Source organism: Candidatus Methanoprimaticola sp. MG2 (assembly GCF_047501175.1).
GTDB lineage: Archaea > Thermoplasmatota > Thermoplasmata > Methanomassiliicoccales > Methanomethylophilaceae > Methanoprimaticola.
Genome location: NZ_JBEQWH010000001.1, coordinates 220,431 through 240,416, shown reverse-complemented (window position 1 = coordinate 240,416; position 19,986 = coordinate 220,431). Strand labels below are relative to the sequence as shown.

The following is a 19,986-nucleotide window of genomic DNA, read 5'->3' as shown; positions in this document are numbered from 1 at the left end:
TGACTGCACAAAGGGAACCCTTGGTACACGGTACTGAACCCTTTGTACCACAGGAGGGGGTCGAATGAAGATCTCGTTCTGTTGCGAGGATATGCGCAATAGGATTGCTAATGGCGATATCGAAATCGGTGTAGAGTCACTGACGGCACCCTTCCTCCTTTCCGGCAGGATCCCCCTCCGCTTTTGCCCGTGGTGCGGGGAACCCATAGTCTTCGACAAGGAGGCGGTGCAATGAGGTCGGAGGAGATCAGGGCACTGATGTCCCCTGTGGTCGCAGAGATCTACGATCGCGGGGATGTCGGTTTGTCCTCAATAGACCGCGAAAGATTGCAGGATATCGGATTCTGCAGGAGATCGTTCAACGGGTCCGAATCATCCGAGATCTGGATCCACGAGATTCCTAACACGTTCCGCTTCCCCCGGTACATCGCGGTTTGCGCAGGGGATGATGATACCGGATTCCTGTTCGGAATCACCGACCATCTGTTGTCCAGACAGGGATGGAAGGCCGAGGAGTTCGGGAACTTCTGCTACACCGCATCGTTCCGCCGTCCCGATGGCATCTATGACGACTCCGACGTCATCCACTTCATCGATAATCTGGTGAGCAGGATGATCGACGATGGAGCAATCGAATTGGAGGTCATGCCATGTTGATCCGCACATCCGACATGGACATTGTGACAGCCGACAGAGTCCGCTGTGCGGTCTGTGATCTCGAATGCGACCTTGGAGATTGCGATTTCGATGACATCGGAGAGCCCATCTGCCCCGAATGCGGTGGAACGACCACCGATCCCGGATGCCGTAAGAGGAAGAATGGGCGTCCTCCTGCCATCGTCCTTGCCGGATCGGGCAGATGCGTTCGTGACGGCGGAGTCGTCCTCTCTTCGGATGCCATAGCATCGATGGCAGAGGAGGGGCTGTCCATCTCTGAATCCGCAATCAGGCTCGGTGTCCCCAAATCCACCTATCGCGAGTTCCTGGTGAAGCACGGCCTGCGGGACCTCTACGGGAGGTGCAAGGGGTGACACCGCACATTCAGGCCGGAGCTAAAACCATCCGTACCCTCGACGAGATAGCCGACAGCATCGAGCACTATGGTCGGGACCTGATCCATGTCCAGGGATATGGCATGGGCCTCATTCGGATCGCAGAGGAGGTCCGCAATCATCCGGACAACAGGGGGCCTGTGCAATGATCTCCATCAGTCGCAAGAAGGCTCGCACCCTCATAAACGGCCTGACATACGGGGACTGCCGCGATTGGAAGAGGGGCCTGACTGACTGGTACATCAATCTGCCCGGCATCGGCTACGTTGTCGTCGGTGAAATGGCCCGTACTTTGGTCCTCCAAGGGACCGACGGCAAACAGATCGCATACAGGGTGGGAGGGGTGTCATACTCCGGGTCGAAGGTCAACATGTCCCTGTCCAATGGATGCATCCTCTCGATCCAGGTGGAGGATCAGAGGAAATGAGGTCTCCACAACCGGAGACGAGGGAGCTCAATCATAGGCTGTCCGTCCCCACATATCTGGTGGCCAACCAGCTCTCCATTCTAGGGAGAATCGGGAAGAGCGAGCTGGTCGAGGCCAGCCTGTCCTATTTCTTTGCACTGGTGGCCACATATGCGGATGTGACCGGACAGACCACGATGGATGCCGCGCGGAAATTGGTCCGCGCGGCTCCCGTATGCAAGGACGTTCCGACAATCATACGCAACGATCCCAGCATGCACGAACTGCTTTCAGCAATAATCGGTGAGGTTAACATGACAAATTCCAAGATGAGAGATTCCCGTGATGTCGGGGACGAATGTCAAGATGATGAGTTGGATATGAAGGAGGGGTCGGTGTGAAGAAGATCGACAGGCTCGTCCTGAACAAGTTGAGCGATGGGGACGAATGGACCGCCAGGGAGCTCGCGATATCGCTCAGAGTGACGAGACAAGCGATATCCGGGTCGGCAAACCGTCTGGCGGGATACGGTCTGGTCTCCCGCCATATGGATGACCCGTATGGCTACGTCTACACCCTGGCCAAGGGGGTTGCACGATGCAGATCCCTGAAGACTACATGAGGGCCATGGAGGACTTCCGCCAGTGGCTGTTAGGGATGGGCTACGACGACTACCGCATAGAGATCAACACTCGCGGGGTGTTCGCCGTGTGCAGAGAGCCGGTCCGTACACGCAAGATCAAGGGTGGTAGGCGATGACCGAGGATCAGCTGTGTTTCTCCACAGTCATCCATCCAGACGATTCGCTTCGGTGCGGGATCCATATGACCCTTAAAGGAGAATCCAAGGCCGCATGGCTCGATCTCCTCAGGGGGTCGGACCGCGTGAACATCCAGTGCGAACGGTACAATATCACGATCGAGAAATCCGCGGGGGATGAGGAGGAATGGCCGGCCTGAAAGCTGGCATCCTCATCTTTGTAATCATGACCTCGACCCTATGCTTAGTTCCGCTATCGAACTTCATAATCATCCCGGAAGGAGACTACTCCGAAACAGAGGAAGTCTCATATCGTTATCTCGGGACCGAATTCACGATAGAGGTTCCTCTTACTTCCGGACCCGCAATAAGACGTGGCATGGATTGCCAGTTGTGGCAATTCGTCACACCTAGCGATCATGCCGTGAGACAGCTTGCCCACGATATATCGGTCATCAAAGAATGGAAAAGTGACAGGGAGCTCGCATCATATGCCCTTTATTGGGTCCAAGACTGCATAGATTATGTATACGATTGGGAAACTCATGGGACAGGCGAATATTGGCAACTCCCTTGTGATACCCTGCGCCTCGGTACCGGAGATTGCGAGGACCAGGCACTACTACTGGTCTCCATCTGCATCGCGCTCGGCCTCGATACCGTACTCGTATTCGAACCGGGACATGTCAGCACAGGGATCCGTGTGGATGAGATTAGGTCAACAGACAATACCGTGACGTTCAATGACGATGTGTATGTCGCCGCAGATCCCACAGGGACTCGGACGTTTGGATGCCGTGATCCCGATGTGGAAAGGGTCTTTGGAGAACTCTGGAATCCGAGTTCGACGGGCGTCTGTACAATATTCATCACGCTGTTGGCGATTGTGGTTATAGCGGCCATCGCGTCTTGTTACACACGGTGAATCGAGAATCAAACGAGATCGCTTAGAAGGGTATGCCAAGAACCTGTAGACTGAAGGGAGACCCCTACACATACAGGTCTTTCCAGCCCTTCTTCAGATCTCTTTAACTTATCCTCCAAAACGATTCTTCAATCAGCATCGAAGAGAATCGAGAACCTCAATTGTTCTAGACAATTGATCAGCGACCTTGAACCCCTTTTCCGTGAGATCATAGTGCCTGGCACGAGACCTTTTGATCTCCACTCTCTCCACGTACCCGCCCTCGATGAGCCTGTCCAAGGTTTTCTGGATCGCATAGTAATTGGAGCATACCCGCTTGAACTCGCTTTCCATCTTCGTCCCCTCGCTGAGGAGCAGGATGAACTCCACTGCATATTTGTCCCCGAGAACCCCGTCCTTGTCCATGTCCAATGTTCAACATCTAACATTGAAATATGGATATGCATTCAGGATGCAACATTCAATATTCAATTCAGAACATTTATTAGCCATCATGATTTTTCGTCCATGGGGTGCTTATGAGTAATGGACAGATGTTTGGGGGGTTCAGATGACGTTCTGTGGGAAATGCGGGACCGAGAACCCGGATGGGAACGGATACTGCTACACCTGCGGATCCAAGCTTCACACAGATGTCGTGGCAAAGAACCAGGGCGGCAATATGCCTGACATTGATGAGGAACACGGCCCTGTGGGAGAATCGGGCACGGTGCATGTTCCGGAACCTACCGAAGCTTCCACACCCGAGGTCGATGTTGATCCGGAGATACAACTGCTCATCGACAAGAAAGTGGCCGAGGAGCGCGATAGGATCCTCCGCGATGCGGAAGCTGTCAAAGCCGAAGAGGATATGAGACTGAAGGCAAAGGCCGAGGAAGAGAGAAAGCAACGGGAAAAGGACCGCAGACTCCGTCATGAATGCAACAAGGTGAGGGTGCCTCTGGCCGTGATGGGTGTGATTCTTGGATTGGTCCAGCTCGGGATCCTGTTCATGGTGCACATCGATGCCGACATGACCATGGAGATCAACAATATGGGCGGGGACCTCGGGACGTACCCGATGTCACTTATCGATGTGGCTCTCTCGGGATTGGGAGGTACGCCTGCTGGACTGATAATCGCATCCTTGTTCTTCTCCATACTGACGATATATTCGGCGATTTTCGCCATCCCATCATCACTCTTCTGCATCGGAGGCATCATCACCGCCTCGAACATGTCCGTCACGGACACGGCAGAGGGGATAAGCGTGGTCATAGGGCTTCAGTTGGACGGTGGCGTCTGCATGGTCCTCCTCTTTGCCATGCTCATCATCCTGATGGTCGGAGCAGTAGGGTGGTCGATGCTGAGGGACTTCGGCATACAGTTCGGACGTGCAGGAATCGGAGAGAAGATGTACCGCCTCTGGGACGGGATTTTCGATGGGGTCCTATTATGACGTTCTGTGGGAAATGCGGAACCGAGAATCCGGAGACGGAACAGTACTGCTACAGATGCGGGGCCCGTCTGAACATGGGCTGTCCGAGACCCGTGCCGAAACAGGAATCGCGGCCAGTTCCCGAAGTCCAAGCCAGATGTACACCGTACGATGATGACAGGCGCAGGAACCTGCTCTATGCGATCGTGGCGATGTCCCTGATCTCATTCGCGATCGGTGCATACGCCCTGTTCATGTTCCAGATAGAGCTCGAAGGCTCGCTCGGGGTCAAACACGAGTATGTTACGTTCTACGAGCTGGCCACGAATGGATGGACCGATCATTATACCGTTACTTTCTGGATCATGACTGCGACCCTCGTACTGAGTCTGCTCCTGCCTGCATCGCTTGCGCTCGGTGCTCTTATGGCGATTGTCGGATACAAGACGATCCTTGTGGACTCTGTTCCGATCGGACTCGGTTTTTATACGGGTATGGAAGCTACAAACACATCCTCGCTGATTGCCATAGGCATACTGCTGGTGATCTTAGGGATACTCCACGCATACCTTTACAACCAGTATGTTAACAGGTATCTGAAAACATAATGAAACATTGGGGGAAACCCCGTCTTTCAATTCGAAGGGCCGCGTCGCAAAGAAAAAGTGGGATGCTCGATCTGCGACGCGACGGCAGTGCCGTTCAACCCTGTTTTATAAAGAGTCAAGGTTCAGCTATTTGAAATTTCACTTTTGTGGACTTATCGGGTTACCGTGTTACGACAAACCTGGATTGTCGTCATGCATGGTTGCTGTTCTTCGACCTTCTTATAATGCATCCGATCGAATCACATACCGCATATCCTTCGACTCCCCGACCCGGAGCTGAGGTATGCCAATGTGATAATATGCACGAACTATCGAACAAAAGGAACATGGCGATTCCGACAGCGGTGTTCGCCGTACTGCTCATGCTGTGCGGCTCGATCATCGTGTTCTCGGACGCATCCGAGGCCACAGGCGAGGACCTGTCTGGTTATGGGGATGTCAATGAGATCGAGATCGCCCCGGGATACTCGTGGTCATATACCTCGACCTTCCCGTCTGACCTCGAAGAGGGCACAGTCCTGTCCTTCGCCGTCAATGAACTGAACACGAACGCGTCCATCACCGGACACAACCTTTCCATCATTATCCCTACCGAATTCCCTGTCGGCTCCTACAATGTCGTCCTCAAGGCCGAGCATGCAGCCTCCGAACAGATCGGATACCAGTGGCTGAGGATCACCGTCAACGAGGCGATGGCACTGAGCTATTCCGGATGCATCAACGAGATCGTCCAGGGTGCCACTCAGAGCATCACTCTTTCGTCTTCCGGAGGTATTGGGTCCGTCACTTGGCATGAGGTATCCCTTCCCCAGGGACTCACCCTGTCTGGGAACATAGTCTCTGGAATACCCACGACCATCGGACTGAACACCATCCAGATGCAGGCCGTCTCCGATAAGGGAGAGACGAAGGACCTTGAGATCAAGTTCACTGTCTTCAACAAGATCGTCGGAGGGTCCGCTGAGACCATCACATCCGCCGGCGCATACATCGCATCATCCGCCATCCCCCAGACCGGCAACGACCTTAACGTGACATGGGCCGTCACCTCCGGGACGCTTCCCGTAGGAATGACTCTCGACTCTTCCACAGGAATCGTCTCCGGTACCTACACCGGATCCGAACCCGTGTCCGTTGCCGTCGTCCTGACCGGAACAGCTCAGAACGGTCCCGAACAGACCGCCACCAAGGACCTCACTATAAGGGCTGAGCCCGCATTCTCCATTCTGGGTGGAAACACCATCCTGACCTACACAGGAAACAGTAACACCGTGTCCCTTGCACTGACCGCGTCGTCTTCGACATCCGACATCACATGGTCTGTTCCGGATCTCACCGGAGTCACAGTCGATGGCGGCAACGTCTCCGTGGACGGCAGTGCCGCGGTGACCGCTGGACAATCCGTCACAGTCACAGCCACCACCGCATACGGACAGATCAAGACGAAGGACGTCACCATCATCGTCGAGGATACACTGGCAATAACAGGTCCCGGGTCGCTTGTTGCCACTGCAGGTACGCCCGCATCCACTACCGCGTTCACAGTGTCCGGAGGTTCCACCAACACCGTGGAGATCACTGGAAACGGAGGGTACGAATCCGGACTCAGCTTCGATTCTGACAGCAACGTGCTCAGCATATCCTATCCCGGATCTCACGCGAAATCCACAGTCACTCTCACCGCAACGTCCGCCGCAGGACAGACCGCCACCATCGACATCGACGTCACCGTCTACTCCAGCATGGGATTCACCTCCGAGCCGGGATTCGATGGTATCTACGCCTACGTCGCAGACGAGGCCTGATCGGAGGATCCATGTCCGATACGAGAACGATGTTCTCCGTGAAGGAAAGGAAGGTTGCGACCGCGATATTTCTCGCGGTCGTGGCCGCATCCATGGCTGTCCTGGTGATTCCTTCTATCGATGCCGACACGGGGGACGATTACAACGGTGAGATGACCCTGTATGGGTTCAACATCGTGATGGGACTCAATAACCCCAGCCAGGTCGAATCGGTCACATGGGACTTCGGCGATGGATCCGAACCTGTGACCGTGGACATCACGACATCCAATGCCAGGGGAGAGGTGAAGCACCTCTTCGAGAAGGAGGGCGACTATGTTGTCACCGCGACCGCCAAGAACGTCTACACCGAGGGGGGAGAACAGCACGACGGCACCTACGTCGAGAGATACCTCTTCCATATCATGGGATTCCCAACGGTGACGTTCGACAGTCAGGGCGGATCCGCAGTCAAGGAGATCGAAGGATCCAAATCGCAGTTCGTCGCATCTCAGCCTGCCGCACCCGTTAGAGAGGGATTCGCATTTGGCGGATGGTACACTGATGCCGCATGCACCGCACCGTTCGACTGGTCGTCTACCGTCGTCAGGGACATCACCCTGTATGCGAAATGGGTCGAGTCCACCGTGGAATGCACCGTGACCTTCGACCTCAACGGAGGGGATGGATCCATTGGAAACCAGACTGTCATTAGCGGAAATACCGCTACTGAACCTGTCAACCCTGGGAAGACGGGGTTCGTGTTCATGGGATGGCAATTCAACGGTGCACTGTGGAACTTTACCTCGCCCGTGACATCGGACATGACCCTCGTGGCCATGTGGGAACCTGTTGGAAGCGAGACCGTCTATCATATCGTCACATTCGATGGCAATGGCGGTATCGCGGGATACACCACGCAGAACGTCCTTGAAGGGAATTCCGTGGTACTTCCGACCGCGACCCGTGATGGCTACTCATTCGACGGATGGTATTCGGGAGAGACCTTCATCGGTAACGCCGGGGATTCCTACAAGGTCGTGTCCAACATCACCCTGACAGCTCACTGGACAGAGGATGCAGGAGACAAGGACAATCTTTGGATGTGCGTCATAATCCTGTCGATCATCCTCACGCTATTCTTCGCGGTCGGCATGTGGTTCACAGGTAACCTCTACCTCGGCATACCTGTAGCGATCTCCACAGTCATCGCAATCATCGCGGCTCTGCTTTGGCAGGGAGTGATCTGATGGCCTACAAAACTTCTTCCCCCTTCTGGGGGAAGCCATTCGCTACATTCGCGATTCTTGCTCTAACCATTTGTGCTATGGGCGGAGTCGTAATAATTTCCGAAAACTTGGATGCTGCCAACGATGTAATCATTACATCTTCGGAATCAAGCTATTATGATCCAACTGCAGGGACTTCATCGAACCCTTACACAGATCTGTCCAGATTTCGTAACACAGACGATGTAATCACTAACGGGATTAATCCAGCCGCCCTCAAAAATGACATTTATGTCCTTGTTGGTGCTCCTGTCAAGACTCTAGGTGTCGGTACTGCCGGCACTATCATGCAAGGTATTGGCTCTGTTTCGTCCGGTTTTGGATTAACTGTTACCGAACAAAGTGCTATCTCTCAGTATGTTCCTGGTACCGGCACTCTTTCCGGTACCATCTCTAAGGCTGGAGACATCTCTATTTCCGTTGTTATCGTTGGTCAAACTACTGGCTTCGAAAACATAGGATCTACTGTTGTAATCCATGCTGTCGAACCGAGTACGCCAGTAACCTCCATCTCCATCTCCGGTTCCTCCTCGGGAGAAGTCGGGGACTCTATCACCCTCACTGCAACCACCTCGCCTTCCAGCGCAACGGACAGGACGGTCACCTGGTCCATAACCTCTGGAAGCTCCAGAGCAAGCATCACAAGCCAGACAGACACCTCCACCGGGGGACGTTGTGTCATCTCACTAGAATCCGCAGGGTCTGTGACCGTCAAGGCCACCGCCAATGATGGATCCGGTGTCTCAAAAACCAAGACGATCACCATATCCAATCCGGAATACACATGCTACCTGAAGTACAACGCTAACGGAGGATCTGGTGCACCCAGCCAACAGTCCTATACAGGAACGAGCACGTCGAACCACACGTTCACGATATCATCCATCGAACCTACAAGGTCGGGATACACATTCCTTGGATGGAGCACATCGAGCTCCGCCATAAGTGCAACATATCAACCTGGGGATACCATCAGTGTGGGGTACAGTTCGACCAGGACTCTGTACGCTGTTTGGGAACAGAAGGTAAATGATTTCACCCTGTCTTTCAATGCCAATGGAGGATCCGGTGCACCTTCCAACCAGAACTACACGTCCACATCCTCCACATACAACGCTACGATTCCTGCGACCGTTCCCAGTAGAAGTGGATATGAGTTCCAAGGATGGTCTACCACAAACGGAGGAACAGTCCAATACCAGCCTGGTAGTACGATTGCATTGAACACCGGAACCACCACCTTGTATGCCGTATGGAAACAGACATACACTGCCACCTTGGCCTATTCTGCATCAGGTGCCACCAATGTGCCTACAAATCAGACGTATGTTGGAACGAGCACGTCGAACCACACGTTCACGATTTCCTCCAACATACCTGTGAAGAGTGGATTCGTCTTCAAGGGATGGGCAACCACGAACGGGGGATCGGTCCAGTACCAGCCTGGAAGCACGGTCAGTGTTTCATACAATGGAACGACAACTCTGTATGCAATCTTCGAGTCTGCACAGTTGGATATCACTACAACCCCTGATAGCACCAGTGTAACTGTCGGTAAGTCATTCAGCTACACCGTCGGAGCCAGCATCGATGGATGTACTGTATCGGTTTCGGGGGCGTCGTGGCTGTCTGTGAGTGGCAATGTCATCTCCGGAACCCCGACGGTCGCTGGGACCTATGATGTGACCGTGACGATCAGCAAAAGCGGCGGATACACCTCCGACAGCCAGTCGTTCACGATAACCGTCTACTCCAGCATGGGATTCACATCCGAACCTGGATTCGACGGAATCTATGCCTACGTGGAGTGATGTCCGTGGACGTCAGACTCCTCAAAACCATTTCCATCATGGCCATCGCGACCCTCTGCATCAGTGGAACCTTCGCGCTGGCCTCCTTCTCGGAAGAATCCGACGGTGCCGCATTATACACCGTAACGTTCGATGGCAATGGCGGACGCACGGACATGGGCAAGACCTCCGTCACATACTCGGTGATCGGTGGTCAGCCGTATCAGCTCCACGCATCCCTCTTCGAAAGAGAGGGATACTACCTCTCAGGATGGAAGAGCGAGAGCATGACATATAACACCGGGAAAGAGGTCACAATCGACAGGAGCATGACCTTCACCGCCCAGTGGATGGCTGTCCCGTCGGGCACATACGTCGAACAGGACACCAGCGCACCTTCGTCATGCACCATCGGTTATTCCTATACCCCGGTATCGGATTACACAGTGACCTCGGGAATGATGGATAGCTGGTGGATCTTCATAGAGGCGGCCAACAGCTACGGATACGAGGTCGAGAACAAGCCTGACTGGCTGAACGTGACCTATAGCAAGGGAACCTTGACCTTCTCCGGCAATGCCGATGGGCCAGGCGTTTGGCTGGTGAAACTCAAAATACTGAGTGCTGGTCAACCATACTACATCTGGTGGACCATCACTATACCAACCGAGAGCGACGATATGAAAACTGTCGCATTCAATATGGGCGGTGGAACAGGATCCGTAGATTCCATTACCGGTCCCGTGGGCTCCGCTTTCGTACTGCCGAACTACACGGACTCCGACGGGAGCATGATCGAGAAAGACGGTCAGACCCTTGTGGGATGGCGCATGTATGACGGTGCTGGATCATATTCCATCTATCCTCTCGGCAGTCTGTACACAATACGCTTCGACAATACCGCTACCGCATACTGGGTGGATGACCCGAATGTCCTAGTTTACTCGATGGACGGAGGCTCACTTGAGAATGTCGAGGCGTATGTCACCCAGGACGGCGACAATATCACTCTGGCGAAGAACGGCGCAATCAAGGACGGCTATACATTCCTCGGATGGAAACCATCTCAGGACCATGATGTCGCCTATGCTCCTGGCCTCGTTATGACCGTGGAGGGTTCGATGTACATGGAGGCATACTTCGTGCCGAATGGCACGTCCACATGCACAGTCACATTCGACCCTAACGGCGGTCAGGGCGTGATATCATCCCAGACAGTCGAACCAGGGATGTTCGTCAAGCTTCCGACCTCGCTGAACTTCGTCAAAAGCGGATTCACGTTCATCGGCTGGTCGGAAGTGGAAAATGGAGAACCGATCGGTACCCTCGACTTTGAGGTCTCACAAGACGTCACTCTGTACGCCGTGTGGGAGGAGAACGGAGGAGGCGAACCTGAGAACCCCGATATACCGGACACATTCAGGGTCGTGTTCGATCCCAACGGAGGATCCCAGTCATACGACATCCAGAGCATCCAGGAGGGTGGCCTGGTCGTAAGGCCGTACGACCCCACAAGAGACGGCCATGTCTTCATGGGGTGGAGATCACTGACGGGAACCAGTGCATGGGACTTCGGAATCGATACTGTGGACACGGACATGATCCTCCAGGCCCAATGGTCACAGCATTTCACGATCTCCGTTGACGGTCCGACCGTGACCGTCACACTCGTAGGCGACTGGTTCGACAAGTCCGCGGACATCTACTGGGATGACATCAGCGATCGCGGGGCATCAACATCCATCGGACCTTCCGTCGGCACAGCATCCCATGACTATTCGGACGGGCAGACCTCATGGACCTCGTACGGCCACATCGTCGTGACATCCAAGGACAGCACCGGCTCGTACACGTCACGCATACCTTATAGCGTCACAGGGGAGCACTACAACCCTCCCAACGAATATATCGTGACCTTTGACCCGTCCAACGGAGACGATCCGTTCACACAGGTTGTGTCCGTCGGAGATACCGCGACCATGCCGGATGCCCCTGTATGGCAAGGTCACACGTTCACCGGATGGTATCATCAGGGAACCGCATGGGATTTCGACACGACGGTCACCTGCGACATGACGCTCGTTGCATCGTGGGATGATGTAGTTCCTGATAATCCGGACATCCCTACGGTCATCACACCGACTGCATCCGGGAGGATAACAGAGGTGGAGGGCGGATGGAGATTGGATGGTACATCGTCCAAGAATGCCGTATCCTGGGAATGGTTCCTCGACGGAACGTCCATTGGAAAGGGCTCTTCGATGACCCTCGCCTTGGATGATGTTTCAGAGGGAGTCCACAAGATCGTCCTGAAGGTAGCGTCGTCCAGTGGGCACACGGACACATGGAGTGGCGAGATCGAGGCAGGAGGCATTAATGATGAAGGGAAGGGTTGGCTCTCCGAGAACTGGCACCTGATTGTCTGCATAGTCCTCGTATTGATCGTTCTAATGGTTGTCGTCGTGAGGTACATATGAATGCCCATCAGAGACGTCTTGCCGTGGTAGCAGTGGTAGCTGTGATGCTGGCGATACCCATGACGTGCATATCATTCGACGATTCGGACGACCGCGAAGTCGATGGGAACCCTGCCATAGGTGCGGCGATACATGCAAGCAAGTTCATAGCGAAGCACTGGAAGCAGATTCTCGGTTTAGTGACGGGATTCGGCATTGGATGGGAGCTGAACGATGCTCTCGAAGGTGACGAATCCGTGGACGATCAACAGCTGAGGAAGGACGAGGCGTTGGCCGTCGCCAACGCACTCGTCTCCGGGACTGTGAGCGTCTCCAACGCCTTCCAGAATTACGCCAACATCTGGGGACTCGCCCAGGAGCACTGGACCAGACAAGCGGAGCTCGCATCGTCGATGTACTGGCAACCGAACGGTCAGTACAGCCCGTACGACACGCTCACCCTGTCATCCACATACTACAACTCCGCCGTCATGCTTGTGAACGCCACCAACCAGATCAACGAGCTCCTGTCCACGATAGCGGAGCACGTTGATTCCTGGAACGGGTCCAGCGTCTCCCAGTACTACGGCGATGGCAAGATGCAGATCCGCATCTCCATCGGCAACAGCTCCGTTTCAGCCACATCGAACGATGAGTTCTCTGCCGTGCTGGGATCCATCGTTGGAAGCGGGAATGACCGTCTGGTCAAATCCGGATCCACCGCCGTCTATTACGTAGGCGGACCGGTCTATGCCAGCGGTCCCGCGACCATGACGGGCGTGAACGGACAGATCTTCGAACTGAAGGAGGGCTGGAACTACATCACTGATGTCAGTGACTGGAATGGATACAACGTCTACCGCTTGACTCCGGGCGTCACATACTTCGGGAACTTCATGTACGTTCTCGAACCAGACGCCGCCCGGACTCAGGTCGGGATACTCGTGTCCAACGGAGATGATATGATGATCGTCTCCGCCAGCGAGACCACCCTCTACGATGGCACGAGGACGTACGCCGCGAAGGGTTCGTCGGGATTCGACTGCCTGAAGCTCTCCGTTGTCCCCCAGAATCCCGATGATATCCAGACAATGGATATCACCGCGATGCTGGTCTACTACGCCCAGCTAAACGCCGAGATCGATCGTGTCATCTCGAAGGCCAACCAGAACGCACGCGTGGTGTGGAGCTGCTACGATGACGCTGGTGCGGCATCTGAGTACCTTACGACGCTGACCGTACCAGACACGTACGAGAACGTGGAGCTGACCGATGCCCAGAAGAAGCTCCTGCTGACCCTGGGCATGGACCAACTTTACGACTACTGGGACGAGCACAACGGCGAGATCAAGTACGACGACTACCGGCTCACCCAGGACTCGATGACCCTGTACTGTCGCGGGGATGTCACCATACGCGGTGCGAGCTCGGACGGAAGCCTGAACTGCGCGATATACGAGAACGTGGCGTACACACCCGTGTTCTACCGGAACACATCTCTGTCCACAGGCCAGAACACCTTGGACTCATATTGCTTCGTCCTCGTGTATGGGCAATGCTCGTCGCTGTCCGGATTCGACGCGGCAGGATACGACGATTGCGAGATCCTGTTCCTCGGAAAGGGTTCGACCCTGGGTATATCCGAGATGCACTACGACAGCAATCCTGTGCAGTCTGTAAATCTGGTCGCCTCCCATGTGGATTACATCAGTGCGGAGGACATGCAGAACTGGTCGCCTGTGACGCCTGTTGACGGTGATGGAGACCTGAGTGAACTGATCCGCCTGATTCTCATCCTCGTGGGTTCTGGACTGCTTCTGTACGGCGTGTCCAGGGGCAGTTGGATCTGGCTGGGCGTCGGGCTGGTCCTGATCGTGGCGGGGTTCCTCGCCGCGGACACGATAGCGGACCTGATCGAGAGGCTGACCGGGCCATGGTATTGGCCATGGAGGTGATGGGATGTTCGGAAGCAGGAACAGGAGGTTCACGAAGGATGGACGGCCAGTATGGTACATCTATGTGGATGAATCGGGTACACCATTCTACATCAAACCATCCGATAGAACTCGGAGGATGGGTGGATTCGTCGGATCCGATCCCTTCGTGATAGGTGGTCTGATGACTGACGATTCTGAGTCCATCGGAAAAATATCATTGGAGCAACCACGGCATACCAAACGCCCGAAGGGTTACCGTCAACCGCCAGGAAAGGGGGAGTTGAAGCATGTCGATTCCAACGACAGGGTTATCAAGACGGTCATTCGGGAGATAGACCAGACTGGTGCGATTCCATTCATGGTTGTTGTCGAGAAACTCGATCCTGACACCAATGATGTGTTGGACACGAATGAGCTTTACGTAGAATCCATCAGGGATCTGGCAGAGCTGATAGTAAAGTATGGCAGAAGGGGCGAGTACAGATTCAGGATTGATGATTCCAGATACTATGATCAGGCTCTTTTCGAGAAGACCATCAGGAAGGTGTTCCAAGAAGTTGAAGGCATGTCCCTTTCTGATGATTTCGTCAGGAAATTGGATTCAAAGCATGCACCCCAGATACAGACTGTAGATATCCTGGTAGGCGAACGGAGAGAAAGAGAAGAGCGTGGTAGCGGAGACCTGTTCGACGAGAAGCATAGAATACACACTCGCAGGAGGCGGAATGTTAGAGAATGACCACCCCGTAGGGCGGCTGGCAGACCATCTTTCGACGGTACAAGCTGGGGATTAATCCAGACGTGCCAAGGAAATGATGCAAGATGCGGTATAAAATGATTCGGAATGATGACTAACAATTGGCAGAATATGGAAGGACTGATGATATGAGATACAAGACGCAGAACTCGACCGCGATCTCCGGGCACACCGTGCCCGCGATTGGGGTCGGCCAATGGCACTTCTGACTACAATAACCACAGCGATCGTAGGGGTCGCGACGATAGCGGCGCTGTTCGTCCTGCTAGGGCATGACATCGATGCTACCGCGAGGTTCCTCGTCGGCAACTGGTCCACAGTACTGCTGGGGATGCAGATCGCCGTATCGTACATACTGACTGCATCGGGACACCGTGTCGCCGGAGGCATCGTCGCCGGGACTGCGATTCTCACGGTCATCGGGAAGGTGATTGCGTTTGACCGAACTGTTTGAGATCATCCTACTGTTCGCCATGGCGACAATCCCACTGGTCGCTTACTGCATCGGACAGAAAGTTCGTAACCGTTCACACTCGGTGATCCCATTCAAGGATCCACTGTCCCTCACGCTGTTGGCGATGTCGTTCATCCCCCTCGTCCTATGGACACTGGGGCGCGAGATCGTTGATCCGTTCGACCCCTGGATGCTTGCGGCCCTCTTCGGCTGGTGGGCAGGATACTGTGTTGGGTACTGCTCCTCATCGGTTGACATGATCTACGTGTCCGTGCACCAGATCGCCGACCGCACCCAGGATGTGGACTATGTGGTCCGTTACTGGAACAAAGAGGGGCAGATGTGCTGGCAACCCCAGAGCTTCATAGCGATCTGCAAGACGATGATCTTCGGGATCCACAATCCGCTCTACCTCGTCCAGGTCCAACGCACCAGGCGCGTGACGGTCCATCAGTTCATGCGTCCGAAGGTCACAGTCGATGCCATAGACCTAGCAGGGATCGAATCCAACGAGTATACGATCAAGCGCGGCACCCGTGGACGCATCAACTGGACCGTCGAAGCTCTGAGGTACACTCCTAGCCCGCACTGCACCGATGCGCCATACGACTGGATAGCTAACGCCTTGGGGTACGAGGAGCTCTTCCAGAACTACGCATCACTGCAGGTGGAGCACCTTGAGACCAATGCCAAGCTCAGGGTGGCGACGATGAAGGGTAGCGGAGAGCTCCTTTCGGCGATGGGCGCGAAGGCTCCAAGTCCGGTCGTGATGGAACAGCTCGGTATCGACATCGAGAGGCTATTCGGGTCCCGCCTGAAAAGGATGAGAAGGGAGGCAGATGAGGAGACCAGGAGGGTGATGGATGATGCAGAGTGAAGGGATGAGCATCATACGTCCGATCCCGGACGAGAACACGAGCGAAGCAATCATGTTCGGCTCCCAATACATGTTCGCCAAATCGTCCAAGTATTTCTGGGACCAGACCCAGGACATAATGGACCGCGAGATAGTCAAGCTTCTGGCCTCCATCCGTGACCCGGAATTCGCGGTGTTCGTAGTCAAGCATCGCCCGGACATGATCTACGCTACGGACCCGCCGATCAACGAGCCTGACAGGATCCGTGACCTGTGGACCCTGAGGCAGATCATAGCCTGGGGTACCGGAGAGGAGTTGCTTGAGGTCTACCGCACCGAGAACCAGATGTGGGCGATGATGCACGGGATAAGCGAGTATTCATCCCACTTGCTTGAGCATGGTATTTCCCAGCAGGAATGGAAGGCGGCAACCCTAGGATTCGACCTACCGATAGAGTACGATACCATCAGGGCGATTGCGGACCATGACGCGATCAGGAGCGGGAAGGAGATGAGTGGGATTCTCGACGAGGAATCCCAACGCAGAGCAGAGAAAGACCGTTTCCGCCGTGAGTATGCAAGGTTCCTCAACGGCGAGCTCGATGAGGGCACAGAAGATTCCCCGGTGGACAGGATCCAACTGTTCCGTGAGGAGGATGAGCTGCTTGAAGCCGAAATCGACTTCTCCGAAACCGATGGGCACGATGAGAGAACCCCCATCGGGACGTTCGTGGCAGGATTCATCCTGCTGTGGGCCAGGGACAGTCTGGAATGGATTGTCTCGAAGGGGATGGAGAAGACGGCACCGTGCGACGGACGCTTTGAGGCACTGAGGAGGTTGGCCCATGCCCGATGAGGTGCAGATCTGGAAGGACACCACCACCGACCTGAACATAGCGTTCCGCGAGCTTGTGAGCTATCTCGGAGTATCCGATACCCGCGTGGGCTATCTCAGAGACTTCGAGCACGTGTTCTCGCTCACATGTCCGGACATGATGCTCTGGACATTCCCGGAGTATCGTGAGCTGGATGCGCTGTCGCCTCTGCCGGAGAACGTCCGTGCCAGGGTGTCGCCGGGCGTGTTCCGCAACTACCTAATGGTCTACGAGCAGATCATGAGACGCATAGGGTTGATTGACAAAGAGCCTGTGGAGCAGATCACCTCCGGCCAGTTCTTCGACATGGGGGACACCCGAATGATCGCGGGCATGGATGCCTTCTTCAAGCGCATCATCAGACCAGGAGCGGTGTGGCTCACCTCCGGTGAACGCGGTGGAGGAAAGACGCACGCGGCGGTCGCCCTCTTCGAGAAGCTGTTGAAAGGGGAGTTTCCCTCAATCCCCCGGGTTGTGGTCTGCACTAACATCATCTTCTACCACAAGGTGGCGGGCAATGTGGAAGTGGAGCCTCCGCCAGGAGTGCATCACATCACGACGATGAAGGAGCTCTTCCCGATAGTGGTCGAGACCATCCGGACGTATGGCCGCGACGTGCTGATAATGCTGGTGCTGGACGAGGCCCAGGGATTCATCAGCGGAGATCGCAACTTCACCAATTCCAGCATCCCAATGAAAGAGATGCTGGGCACCATCCGCAAGTACAACATGATGGTCTGGTTCCTGACACCGACGGCACGTTTTATCGGTCCGGCTTTCCGCAATACTATGAATGCCAAGAACCCAGGCAACGTGACATGCAGATGGAGGAAGGACATGCAGAGGAACGAGGCGTGGATCGCCCAGAACCATCTGGACTGCAAACCGAAGGAGCTCATGGCCGTCATCCCCTATGACTGCGAACCTGCGGCAATCCGTGTGCCGGTGACGGATTGGACCGTTACGGTCGATGAACTTGTGGAAGGAGGGTACTGCTACGACCACATCGCCAGTGCGAAGTTCGAGGAAGGCGATGGATTCGACTTCAACGAGTTCAATCGGGCCTTGGGGGGCGTGGCTTCCATCGAGGCACTCGATGCTATCGAGGCATTCTATCGTCGCATCGAGAGCACGGCCGAGGATGAACTGTCACCCGAGCAGATGCTGAGGGTTGAGAAGGCTAGGGCATATCGCAACCTGATACATGCCGGCGTGACGCAGACTGTCGCCGCGAGATCCCTTGGAGTGGCGAGAACGACACTCAACGATTGGGTCCGCGAGCTCGATGAACAGGATGAAAGCGGAAATCTGCTCCGTCAGGACGATACCCGTGCCAGCAGTTTTGACGACGGACGGGCAGGGGGGTCTCGCGCACCCCGTATATATATTTCTAAAGAAAGCGCGGAAAAGAGGGGCATCGAGCCTCCCGCGCCGTCAAACGAGATCTCCCCGGACGAGGGTTCTGAGGAGATCGACGATGCATCTGCAGAGGGGCATCGGGACCTTTCTCCGGACACGTCGATCCCCGACGGGACATACACGTTCGATGAGTTCGGAAAGGCTGTCCGCCATTGCATCGGGGGGTGTGAATGATGGTGGGACTCAGATCTAGAAACAGAGGGTCCGGACGGTCGGGCATCGTCCGCATCAGGAAGGGAGGAAGGATGTACCGCATCCCGGTGGAGAACGGCATAGTGCCGGACTGGGCACTAGCACAGCGGTTCCAGGAGGTCGGCACAGTGGACGACCTTGACGGCGATTCATCGGTTGTCCTACCTGCGAACTGCACACCGGAGGAACTGATTGACTGGTGGGTGGACCCGTCATCATGTGATGTCAAGGGCGTAGATACTCGCGACTCGAAGATCTATGACGTCTCCGGTGTGCCGGAATCCAAGAGGCATGCCCAACGCAGAATGGCGGTCATTGCCGATCCGGAGGAGGCTATGCGCATCCGCCGCATACTCTCCGAGAACTTCACGCGCGAGGAGCTTGAGATGATGGCATCTAACGGCTCCATCGTGATCCGCACGGTCCCCGACTGCGGGGATGCGACGGGGTGCTACTTCCGCCGTCAGGACGGAGTGGAGATCCCATTGATCGTGCTGGAGCAAGGCACCACTCCGGATGGGGTGGTGCATGAGATGGTCCATCACCTGCGGGCAGTGGACCAAACGAGGGACGGCGTGCTACGCACATCGTTCCCGTCGGACAGGACTGGTAGACTAAACGAGGGGGTGTTCAGGAGACTATCAAGGAAACAAAGGAACGCTATAGTGGAACAGGAAGAGAGAGCGACCGTCGCTGAGACGGTGGCCAGGACCGGGATCGATCCCTGTCAGTCGGGATACTACGACGGGGTGCAGAACATGGATCCCAGAACCGCCTATGTCCAGGACAAGTACATCGTGACCGGGAGGGACCCGGAAGACACGGCTCCATGCCAGCTCCCTAGATTAAAGGGACAGGCCGCGAAGAATGCTGTGACCAACGGTTACGAGTACATGAACGTGGCCAGGGCCAGAATACTGAACCGCAATGTGAAGAAGAGGTGACCACCGATGGAGAACTCGACCGCATCCCAGGGGCGCGGGGTATCTCGCCCGAGTGAAAAGTGAGAA

At 55.1% G+C, this 19,986-nt stretch carries 24 protein-coding genes and 1 pseudogene; 24 read left to right on the top strand and 1 reads right to left on the bottom strand.

Annotated elements, in window-relative coordinates:
- The first annotated feature begins 64 nt into the window (after positions 1-64).
- From V5D86_RS01120 to V5D86_RS01075, 10 genes are read left to right on the top strand one after another with little or no spacing between them, the layout of a single operon-like run.
- Entirely contained in the window at positions 65-235 is a 171-nt protein-coding gene (locus V5D86_RS01120; protein ID WP_414594858.1) for a hypothetical protein, read from the top strand.
- On the top strand, positions 232-657 hold the full coding sequence (locus tag V5D86_RS01115; protein ID WP_414594857.1) for a hypothetical protein: 426 nt from the start codon (positions 232-234) through the stop codon (positions 655-657). The genes V5D86_RS01120 and V5D86_RS01115 overlap by 4 nt, the downstream gene beginning before the upstream one ends.
- Positions 651-1,031 carry a hypothetical protein gene (locus V5D86_RS01110; protein ID WP_414594856.1) on the top strand — a complete coding sequence of 127 codons (381 nt, stop codon included), beginning with the start codon at positions 651-653 and terminating at the stop codon, positions 1,029-1,031. The genes V5D86_RS01115 and V5D86_RS01110 overlap by 7 nt, the downstream gene beginning before the upstream one ends.
- Positions 1,028-1,201, top strand: coding sequence for a hypothetical protein (locus V5D86_RS01105; protein ID WP_414594855.1), 174 nt, complete (start codon positions 1,028-1,030; stop codon positions 1,199-1,201). Before V5D86_RS01110 ends, V5D86_RS01105 begins: the two co-directional genes overlap by 4 nt.
- Entirely contained in the window at positions 1,198-1,479 is a 282-nt protein-coding gene (locus V5D86_RS01100) for a hypothetical protein (protein WP_414594854.1), read from the top strand. The genes V5D86_RS01105 and V5D86_RS01100 overlap by 4 nt, the downstream gene beginning before the upstream one ends.
- A complete protein-coding gene (locus tag V5D86_RS01095) occupies positions 1,476-1,859 on the top strand; it encodes a hypothetical protein (protein ID WP_414594853.1) in 384 nt (127 codons plus the stop codon). Before V5D86_RS01100 ends, V5D86_RS01095 begins: the two co-directional genes overlap by 4 nt.
- On the top strand, positions 1,856-2,080 hold the full coding sequence (locus V5D86_RS01090; RefSeq protein ID WP_414594852.1) for a hypothetical protein: 225 nt from the start codon (positions 1,856-1,858) through the stop codon (positions 2,078-2,080). The genes V5D86_RS01095 and V5D86_RS01090 overlap by 4 nt, the downstream gene beginning before the upstream one ends.
- Positions 2,056-2,217: a hypothetical protein gene (locus V5D86_RS01085; RefSeq protein WP_414594851.1), complete on the top strand. Its 162-nt coding sequence runs from the start codon at positions 2,056-2,058 to the stop codon at positions 2,215-2,217. The genes V5D86_RS01090 and V5D86_RS01085 overlap by 25 nt, the downstream gene beginning before the upstream one ends.
- Entirely contained in the window at positions 2,214-2,417 is a 204-nt protein-coding gene (locus V5D86_RS01080; protein ID WP_414594850.1) for a hypothetical protein, read from the top strand. Before V5D86_RS01085 ends, V5D86_RS01080 begins: the two co-directional genes overlap by 4 nt.
- The gene (locus V5D86_RS01075) at positions 2,405-3,142 is read left to right on the top strand and encodes a transglutaminase-like domain-containing protein (protein WP_414594849.1); all 738 of its coding nucleotides are present in this window, start codon (positions 2,405-2,407) and stop codon (positions 3,140-3,142) included. Before V5D86_RS01080 ends, V5D86_RS01075 begins: the two co-directional genes overlap by 13 nt.
- Positions 3,143-3,274: 132 nt before the next feature.
- On the opposite strand, the gene V5D86_RS01070 is transcribed toward V5D86_RS01075, so the two are convergent.
- Positions 3,275-3,547, bottom strand: a complete 273-nt coding sequence (locus V5D86_RS01070) for a hypothetical protein (protein ID WP_414594848.1) — start codon at positions 3,545-3,547, stop codon at positions 3,275-3,277.
- A 145-nt stretch (positions 3,548-3,692) separates the two neighbouring features.
- Here V5D86_RS01070 and V5D86_RS01065 point away from each other — a divergent pair, with 145 nt between their 5' ends.
- The 14 genes and pseudogenes from V5D86_RS01065 to V5D86_RS01000 all read left to right on the top strand — a co-directional run bounded on the left by V5D86_RS01065 (position 3,693) and on the right by V5D86_RS01000 (position 19,920).
- Positions 3,693-4,580 carry a hypothetical protein gene (locus tag V5D86_RS01065; protein ID WP_414594847.1) on the top strand — a complete coding sequence of 296 codons (888 nt, stop codon included), beginning with the start codon at positions 3,693-3,695 and terminating at the stop codon, positions 4,578-4,580.
- On the top strand, positions 4,577-5,167 hold the full coding sequence (locus V5D86_RS01060) for a zinc ribbon domain-containing protein (RefSeq protein ID WP_414594846.1): 591 nt from the start codon (positions 4,577-4,579) through the stop codon (positions 5,165-5,167). The genes V5D86_RS01065 and V5D86_RS01060 overlap by 4 nt, the downstream gene beginning before the upstream one ends.
- A gap of 326 nt (positions 5,168-5,493) precedes the next feature.
- Positions 5,494-6,972: a putative Ig domain-containing protein gene (locus tag V5D86_RS01055; RefSeq protein ID WP_414594845.1), complete on the top strand. Its 1,479-nt coding sequence runs from the start codon at positions 5,494-5,496 to the stop codon at positions 6,970-6,972.
- 11 nt (positions 6,973-6,983) lie between these two features.
- Positions 6,984-8,201, top strand: coding sequence for an InlB B-repeat-containing protein (locus tag V5D86_RS01050; RefSeq protein WP_414594844.1), 1,218 nt, complete (start codon positions 6,984-6,986; stop codon positions 8,199-8,201).
- Positions 8,201-8,929: pseudogene (locus V5D86_RS01045) on the top strand (hypothetical protein); the annotation flags it as partial. The gene V5D86_RS01050 and the pseudogene V5D86_RS01045, both read left to right, overlap by 1 nt.
- Positions 8,930-8,944: 15 nt before the next feature.
- A complete protein-coding gene (locus V5D86_RS01040; RefSeq protein WP_414594915.1) occupies positions 8,945-10,051 on the top strand; it encodes an InlB B-repeat-containing protein in 1,107 nt (368 codons plus the stop codon).
- A 5-nt stretch (positions 10,052-10,056) separates the two neighbouring features.
- Complete coding sequence (locus V5D86_RS01035; protein WP_414594843.1) at positions 10,057-12,507, top strand: InlB B-repeat-containing protein; 2,451 nt, start codon at positions 10,057-10,059, stop codon at positions 12,505-12,507.
- Between the two features lie 23 nt (positions 12,508-12,530).
- Complete coding sequence (locus tag V5D86_RS01030; protein ID WP_414594842.1) at positions 12,531-14,441, top strand: hypothetical protein; 1,911 nt, start codon at positions 12,531-12,533, stop codon at positions 14,439-14,441.
- Between the two features lie 4 nt (positions 14,442-14,445).
- Entirely contained in the window at positions 14,446-15,162 is a 717-nt protein-coding gene (locus V5D86_RS01025) for a DUF3800 domain-containing protein (protein ID WP_414594841.1), read from the top strand.
- Positions 15,163-15,376: 214 nt separating this feature from the next.
- Entirely contained in the window at positions 15,377-15,634 is a 258-nt protein-coding gene (locus tag V5D86_RS01020; RefSeq protein ID WP_414594840.1) for a hypothetical protein, read from the top strand.
- The gene (locus V5D86_RS01015) at positions 15,618-16,511 is read left to right on the top strand and encodes a hypothetical protein (RefSeq protein ID WP_414594839.1); all 894 of its coding nucleotides are present in this window, start codon (positions 15,618-15,620) and stop codon (positions 16,509-16,511) included. The genes V5D86_RS01020 and V5D86_RS01015 overlap by 17 nt, the downstream gene beginning before the upstream one ends.
- Positions 16,498-17,346, top strand: a complete 849-nt coding sequence (locus V5D86_RS01010) for a hypothetical protein (RefSeq protein WP_414594838.1) — start codon at positions 16,498-16,500, stop codon at positions 17,344-17,346. Before V5D86_RS01015 ends, V5D86_RS01010 begins: the two co-directional genes overlap by 14 nt.
- Complete coding sequence (locus tag V5D86_RS01005) at positions 17,336-18,958, top strand: hypothetical protein (protein WP_414594837.1); 1,623 nt, start codon at positions 17,336-17,338, stop codon at positions 18,956-18,958. The genes V5D86_RS01010 and V5D86_RS01005 overlap by 11 nt, the downstream gene beginning before the upstream one ends.
- Entirely contained in the window at positions 18,958-19,920 is a 963-nt protein-coding gene (locus V5D86_RS01000; protein WP_414594836.1) for a hypothetical protein, read from the top strand. Before V5D86_RS01005 ends, V5D86_RS01000 begins: the two co-directional genes overlap by 1 nt.
- Positions 19,921-19,986: the final 66 nt, after the last annotated feature.

Excerpts from the sequence above, each read along its gene's own strand:
- V5D86_RS01120 (WP_414594858.1), top strand. The coding sequence starts at position 65 with ATGAAGATCTCGTTCTGTTGCGAGGATATGCGCAATAGGATTGCTAAT.
- V5D86_RS01115 (WP_414594857.1), top strand. The coding sequence starts at position 232 with ATGAGGTCGGAGGAGATCAGGGCACTGATGTCCCCTGTGGTCGCAGAG.
- V5D86_RS01110 (WP_414594856.1), top strand. The coding sequence starts at position 651 with ATGTTGATCCGCACATCCGACATGGACATTGTGACAGCCGACAGAGTC.
- V5D86_RS01100 (WP_414594854.1), top strand. The coding sequence starts at position 1,198 with ATGATCTCCATCAGTCGCAAGAAGGCTCGCACCCTCATAAACGGCCTG.
- V5D86_RS01095 (WP_414594853.1), top strand. The coding sequence starts at position 1,476 with ATGAGGTCTCCACAACCGGAGACGAGGGAGCTCAATCATAGGCTGTCC.
- V5D86_RS01085 (WP_414594851.1), top strand. The coding sequence starts at position 2,056 with ATGCAGATCCCTGAAGACTACATGAGGGCCATGGAGGACTTCCGCCAG.
- V5D86_RS01080 (WP_414594850.1), top strand. The coding sequence starts at position 2,214 with ATGACCGAGGATCAGCTGTGTTTCTCCACAGTCATCCATCCAGACGAT.
- V5D86_RS01075 (WP_414594849.1), top strand. The coding sequence starts at position 2,405 with ATGGCCGGCCTGAAAGCTGGCATCCTCATCTTTGTAATCATGACCTCG.
- V5D86_RS01070 (WP_414594848.1), bottom strand. The coding sequence starts at position 3,547 with ATGGACAAGGACGGGGTTCTCGGGGACAAATATGCAGTGGAGTTCATC.
- V5D86_RS01065 (WP_414594847.1), top strand. The coding sequence starts at position 3,693 with ATGACGTTCTGTGGGAAATGCGGGACCGAGAACCCGGATGGGAACGGA.
- V5D86_RS01060 (WP_414594846.1), top strand. The coding sequence starts at position 4,577 with ATGACGTTCTGTGGGAAATGCGGAACCGAGAATCCGGAGACGGAACAG.
- V5D86_RS01055 (WP_414594845.1), top strand. The coding sequence starts at position 5,494 with ATGGCGATTCCGACAGCGGTGTTCGCCGTACTGCTCATGCTGTGCGGC.
- V5D86_RS01050 (WP_414594844.1), top strand. The coding sequence starts at position 6,984 with ATGTCCGATACGAGAACGATGTTCTCCGTGAAGGAAAGGAAGGTTGCG.
- V5D86_RS01025 (WP_414594841.1), top strand. The coding sequence starts at position 14,446 with ATGTTCGGAAGCAGGAACAGGAGGTTCACGAAGGATGGACGGCCAGTA.
- V5D86_RS01020 (WP_414594840.1), top strand. The coding sequence starts at position 15,377 with ATGGCACTTCTGACTACAATAACCACAGCGATCGTAGGGGTCGCGACG.
- V5D86_RS01010 (WP_414594838.1), top strand. The coding sequence starts at position 16,498 with ATGATGCAGAGTGAAGGGATGAGCATCATACGTCCGATCCCGGACGAG.
- V5D86_RS01005 (WP_414594837.1), top strand. The coding sequence starts at position 17,336 with ATGCCCGATGAGGTGCAGATCTGGAAGGACACCACCACCGACCTGAAC.
- V5D86_RS01000 (WP_414594836.1), top strand. The coding sequence starts at position 18,958 with ATGGTGGGACTCAGATCTAGAAACAGAGGGTCCGGACGGTCGGGCATC.